8 protein-coding genes are annotated in these 5,537 nt (G+C 52.4%); 4 read left to right on the top strand and 4 right to left on the bottom strand.

Translation table 11 applies throughout. The annotated features are described in order from the left end of the window. Together O6929_05510 and O6929_05505 are read left to right on the top strand one after the other, a co-directional pair. The coding region (locus O6929_05510; protein MCZ6479842.1) for a hypothetical protein at positions 1-185 on the top strand (185 nt) is incomplete at its 5' end. Between the two features lie 120 nt (positions 186-305). Continuing rightward, positions 306-551: a hypothetical protein gene (locus O6929_05505; protein ID MCZ6479841.1), complete on the top strand. Its 246-nt coding sequence runs from the start codon at positions 306-308 to the stop codon at positions 549-551. Between the two features lie 158 nt (positions 552-709). Here O6929_05505 and O6929_05500 read toward each other — a convergent pair whose 3' ends face one another. Further along, entirely contained in the window at positions 710-880 is a 171-nt protein-coding gene (locus tag O6929_05500) for a hypothetical protein (GenBank protein ID MCZ6479840.1), read from the bottom strand. Positions 881-1,669: 789 nt separating this feature from the next. Here O6929_05500 and O6929_05495 point away from each other — a divergent pair. Beyond that, entirely contained in the window at positions 1,670-2,149 is a 480-nt protein-coding gene (locus tag O6929_05495; protein ID MCZ6479839.1) for a thermonuclease family protein, read from the top strand. On the opposite strand, the gene O6929_05490 is transcribed toward O6929_05495, so the two are convergent. Further along, on the bottom strand, positions 2,057-2,776 hold the full coding sequence (locus tag O6929_05490) for a PilZ domain-containing protein (GenBank protein MCZ6479838.1): 720 nt from the start codon (positions 2,774-2,776) through the stop codon (positions 2,057-2,059). The two genes, O6929_05495 and O6929_05490, sit on opposite strands and share 93 nt — an antisense overlap. Positions 2,777-2,897: 121 nt before the next feature. On the opposite strand from O6929_05490, the gene O6929_05485 reads away from it, so the two are divergent. After that, positions 2,898-3,080 carry a hypothetical protein gene (locus O6929_05485; GenBank protein ID MCZ6479837.1) on the top strand — a complete coding sequence of 61 codons (183 nt, stop codon included), beginning with the start codon at positions 2,898-2,900 and terminating at the stop codon, positions 3,078-3,080. Positions 3,081-3,560: 480 nt separating this feature from the next. On the opposite strand, the gene O6929_05480 is transcribed toward O6929_05485, so the two are convergent. Together O6929_05480 and O6929_05475 are read right to left on the bottom strand one after the other, a co-directional pair. Beyond that, complete coding sequence (locus O6929_05480; GenBank protein MCZ6479836.1) at positions 3,561-4,277, bottom strand: DUF922 domain-containing protein; 717 nt, start codon at positions 4,275-4,277, stop codon at positions 3,561-3,563. A gap of 88 nt (positions 4,278-4,365) precedes the next feature. Further along, the gene (locus tag O6929_05475) at positions 4,366-5,334 is read right to left on the bottom strand and encodes a transposase (protein ID MCZ6479835.1); all 969 of its coding nucleotides are present in this window, start codon (positions 5,332-5,334) and stop codon (positions 4,366-4,368) included. Positions 5,335-5,537 lie beyond the last annotated feature (203 nt).

Genomic DNA, 5,537 nt, shown 5'->3' with positions numbered 1-5,537 from the left:
TTTTCATTCTGATTGGCCTTTACCTGTCATGGTGGTTTGCACCATTGGCGGTTGTCCCTTTGATAGCCCTCTCCCGCATTCGAGACCATTTCAAAAATAAGGCAATGGCCGAGTTAGTCATGGAGAACCGGGAGATATACGAGTCCTTAATACAAAGGGGTCTAATGCGCGTAGTGGAGAGATGAGGAGTGAGCCACGAACGAGTCAACGATGGAAACCCTAGCACGACGGCTGGACCGGGTGGAGCGGGAGAACCGGCGATTGAAGATGGCGGGACGAAGCGGGACAGCTAAACGAGGTTCGAGATGAAAGAGAAAATCTATAAAATTCACCGCATTGAAGCACGCTCAGTAGGGTATCGATCAGGGGGATGGGCAGCGGAGGCGGTGGTGGAATGGCGAGAGCAAGGACATGCTCACACATTCCGACTTCACCACCCCGAGGGAAGGGACCCCTTCCCGACACAGGATAAAGCCGAGACATACGCTATTGGCATGGCAACGCAATGGATTGACGGCGGGAAGCCAGGATTGGACGCTGAAGGCGGATAGGATCGGAGGGCTGAGCGATGGCACACCCAAGGAAGCGGAACAAGCCAAAAACCTGGACCCGCCGCAGCCCTACCCTCAAGCGGTCGCAACTGAGGCAGGCCCGGAAGCAGGGGAGATAGACTAGTTTCTACATCTCGCCGCGCAGGCTCATGCAATACTTACGCGTGAGCGGGGCGATTTACCCAAACTCCCTCGAGCTTCAGGATATTGATTCCAGGACGCCACGCAGCTAGTGCCTGCACCGCCCTGACAAAATCTGGAGCAGCAACTTCCTTTAGTTCCACCGTAGCGTCCGGAGTTGCTTGCACCCGGAAAAAGTACAAAGGCATCATGTCCTCCCTTGTGCATTGAATTGTCTCTTCATTATTGGTGCAGCAGCCGTGCCAACAACCCCAACAGGAATAACCATCGATTTTTTAAGGAGCTGGGCAGCCGACTGAATGGACAGGCAGGGGCACCGTTGTCCTGCCCCGGCTGATCTTTTCTGCCCAAGATCATGGTTTTCCCTGTTCGGAGCCACGATGGGACCTGCTTTCCTCAATGGGACAAGTTTGCCCCATGTCTCCCTGGTTTTGTTAGGCAAGGCCGGGAAGGTCACCTGGAGCGCACCGTAGCTTGAGCGGGGAGGGAGATGGATGGGAAACGAGGGCGGTAGGAAGGAGAGCGATCCTCGACGGATGGGGATGGGTGCGGGAAACTAAACCTTCTTCCGTGCGTGCGATATGGGGTCAAATCTCTACTTGTGAGTCAGTATGCTACGCTCTACTCTCCCGAAAATTCTCACTCAAAAGTAAAGATGCCACCCCAACGCCGTTTTCTGGCACATACGGCCGAAAGAGAAGTATTACTCAACAAAAGATTTGATCCCTTTCGGGATGATAGTCTTACCTGATTCTGCCGTCCGTCGCAAGCAGAAAGGCAAAGGTCAAAGGGAGAAAGATCATCAGACTGTTGGGTTGGACGATATGCGCCGAAGTGGAGCCACGGATTGAATGTGAGGGTGACCACATCTGGAGGTCACGCCACCTTTCGGCTCCCCATAAATCTGCGCAACGTGCAAAATTAAGACCTGACCCTGTGTACGGTAGCCGTGTGGCACATGCGTTTTCGGAGATCGAGTGAAGGTCCGTTACATCGGGATCGACACCCCCGAGATCCATCATCCCATGAAAGGGATCGAGCGCTACGGCAAGGAGGCATCTGAGGCTAACCGCAAGCTGGTGGATGGAAAGACCGTCCGGCTGGAGTTCGATGTGCAGGAACAGGATCGCTATGGACTGCTCCTGGCTTACGTCTACCTGGAGGATGGCACGTTTGTGAACGCCTGGCTGGTGGAGAATGGCTACGCGATGGTAATGACCATACCGCCGAATGTGAAGTATCAGGAGTTGTTTCTAAAGCTACAGCGGGAGGCGAGGGAGGGTAGGCGGGGATTGTGGACATACGCCCAACGGCGGGGCAAGTATCTGAGTAGCGTCCTCTGTTCGGAGTTCTTGTTGAGGCTGCTACTCCTCTTCCTCACTAACCCAGCGCACTCTTCGTCCGCCAAAGGTGCACGCCAGCACCCCCTCACAAGTGTCATGGGCATAGTAAAATAGGTCGCCTGCCTGGACCGGACGCTTCCGGGGTTCTGTGAACACCGGGTGTATCTCGGAATCGAGCAGCTCAAAGGATGTCCCGCATTTCTGACAGCTGTACGACCGATGCCTCTTGTCTGCGAGCATGGCGTTCCCATCATTCGTAATCGACTCGATGTAATCGTCGACTAGCTGTTTTGTCTCCTGTAGGTCGAGAAATTCTAATCCGCTGTGGTAGATCAAGGCCATCTCCCCGTCCGCAGTCTCTTCTTGCCGGACGGATTCGGACCGGACCACGCGGGACCGCAGCTTCACCCACTTACCGTGTAGCTCAAGTTCAAAAAAGCAAGTGCTACCCGGTCGGACGAGGTCTTCATGCTCAATCAACGCCCCTCCGATACTGATATTGAGGAGCGTCGCCTCACGGATAGCGGCCACCCGCCCTTTGGGTCTGCCTCCCACGCCAACTCGGGGAAAGCGTCTTTTTTCCATCGCCGACTCCTCTGCCACTGGCGGATGCCACCCACCTTTTGGCTCAGCAAGATGTATGCCAGATGGGTACCGAAGCGTGGACTCCGCAAGACCCGAGTAGTCAGAGGGGGGGTAGACGGGACTATATTGCAGTGCGATCATAGGATCGGGTTTCATGGCCTCCTAGGCAGGAGGCACTAGTGAACAACCCTGAAGCCCCTTGGTCTTGCTATGGACTAATCTTAGATAATCAACTCGGTAGACCTAATGCGGCTCCAGGACCTTCGCGGAGGTAAGCATGGCCGAAAAACTTGATCCACGTCAAGAACTAGTCACAGTCGAAGAGCTAATCCGCGCCTGCCTCTACGAGCAGGATGCCACACGGCGGGTGTTGGTGCGGAAGGGCCTGCTGACCAACGGGGAGGTGTTGAAGGAGATCAAGGTGGTACGGCGGGAGATGGAGGGGAAACGGGGGCGGTGAAGGTGAAGCCGCTGGCCTTGACACCCCTTGCCCGGTGAGGGATACTTAGACCCCCTACGGCTCCCCGCAGCCATTGGAAGAAGTATGAAACCGGCGGCGATCATAGCTGCTAGCCCACATCTCAGGCACAATCAAAGGCGCAATACAAATTCAGACGCCCTCTCAGGCGGGACACGCCCGGCGGAGACAGGCCTTTAAGCCTGAAACGAAACTTATACAACTTGCCGAAATTCGCTTGCGCGGAGGAAAAGCCCAAGAACTGGATCCGCGGGCGTTTTATCCAATCAACAACAAAAACCAGGACAAAGCCGACAATGCCTCCCGCCACGGTGCTAGCGAGGTCCAGCGGAAGATTAAAAGTGACCCAGTCGCACATTCCTATCTATGATCACCTAACGCCTCACATCACCGGCAGTAAAAAGCAGAGTGAAGAACGAGCGGCGCTTTTTCCTGTCCGTGTGCATGTGATTGTTATGTTCATTACGGGAACACCGCTCCATCATTCATGCCATGATTGGTCTTACGGTCATACTCTCTTTCAAGGTCATTAAATTTCTTCATAATTTTATGCCCTAAGCGGTTTGCATCTATTTCAAGCTGCTTACACGCACGCCGTGCCGCCATATTTCTTATTTCCTTTTCTATTTCTCTAGCAGCTCTTACCCCCAGATCCTTATGTTCATTTTCATGATGTAACAAGGCCTTCATATAGCTTTCCCATTTTTGTTTTAGGGAATTTGGTATCCATCCTGACCTTCTCAATTTTGGCAGGACGTAATGGATATCCGCTCTTGTTTCTACCTTTATAATCGTGCACAAGCTACTAGATTCATTCCACCAGAAAGTCCATTTAACGAACCAGTCTGTACGCGCATCATACTTCATTCCATCCTCCCGAACGGGAGTTTTCATATTCAAATCGTTTCTTATGTCACGTGCAGTTCTACCGCTAACCCAGTAGTAATCTTTCTTCACATCAACCACTGGTGCTGATACTGCACGAATAGGCATTCCAATCAGTGTAAACACCGCGAGAATAAAGATAGTAATTTGGTTCATCATCATCGGTGGCGATCTCTTTCGGTCTTTAATCGCCTTATTAGCAGTACCTGTTCCATTATGAAAAAGACTTAAAAACATGACGTTATGCCCATATGTACAATTTTGGCTGGGCCGATCTGTTCTGAAATAGATCACCTGAATGCGTACACGGGGACCTTATGGAGGAAAGCCGACCATTGGTGTAAGGTGTAGGCCTTGACTTGTGAATCAAGGGTGTAAGGTGTCAGGCCTTGACTTGTGAATCAAGCACTTCGACAAGTCTCGATAGGTTCTTATCCTCTGTCATCTCGCTTTCCAACCTTGCCGATGCCTTACTCACGGCACTGGAATAAACCCCCCCGAATAATTTTCCTATTTCCGCATTACTTAAACCACTGTATCGCTTCACTAAATAAATCGCCACCCTCCTCGCGGTGTTGTCGCGGCTTCCCCTTCGCCTGATCACTTCCTCTGCCACCTTAGACACCCGGGCAACGGCTCTGACTATATCCGCCGCCTGCGGACTTGCCTTAAACCTCTTTCGCTCTACGATGTCATCACTGAGCGACCGCCCCCTCAGCAATCCCCAGATTTTTCCCTTAAACTCTTCTCCCCCGAGCACCACCTGTCCATAAACGTTCGTGAACGGGCTTTCCCCTCTTCCCTTCAACCCTTCCTCCACAAATTCCTTGTATCTCTTGCGTGCCCTCTCTCTATCCCGTCCAAATTTCGACAGGACCCCCCCATACTCAACCCACTTCACCTCTCTGCCTCTCCTGATATATCCCCCATAACTGGTCCATTCGTACAGCTCAGGCTTTTTCACCACCTTTGCCCTCACCGGATTGAGGTGTACGTATCGGCTTACCTTGAGAAGGTACGTGTCTTTCTCAACGAGAATCCCCGTATACCTCCCCTGAAATAGATGGCCTACACGACCGCACTTGCGGTTAAAATATCCGGTATACCCCCCATTTAACCCATGCATGATCTTCACAAGATTGCCGTGCGGGGTCTCAATGACCAGATGGTAATGGTTGTCCATCAGGACATAGCTGTGGATGAGGATGCCATACCGCTCGTGATAATCCTCCAGCATTCCGAGAAACTTTATCCTGTCCGAGTCGTCAAGAAAGATCTTCTTCCTTTCATTCCCACGACTCGTTACGTGATACAGTGCACCCGGGTATTCTATCCTCAGCGGTCTTCCCATGGGGGAAGCTTATGCCGATGCTAACGCTATGTCAAGAGTCAAGGTCTGACACCCTCCACTTGTTGGCAACGACCCACCCCATCAGAAAATGGGTTACCGGACTCATAGGTATGCATTCCTTCCAATAAGCAAAAAGCCCTCGCGGATCGTACTGCGCCTGCGAAGGCGGTGCAACGCTCGTGCCAGAATTGGGCTAGAGGATG

This window comes from Candidatus Methylomirabilota bacterium (genome assembly GCA_027293415.1).
Classification (GTDB): Bacteria; Methylomirabilota; Methylomirabilia; order Methylomirabilales; family CSP1-5; genus CSP1-5.
Note: the sequence above shows the minus strand (reverse complement) of the source record. Positions and strands in the feature narration are given on the sequence as shown.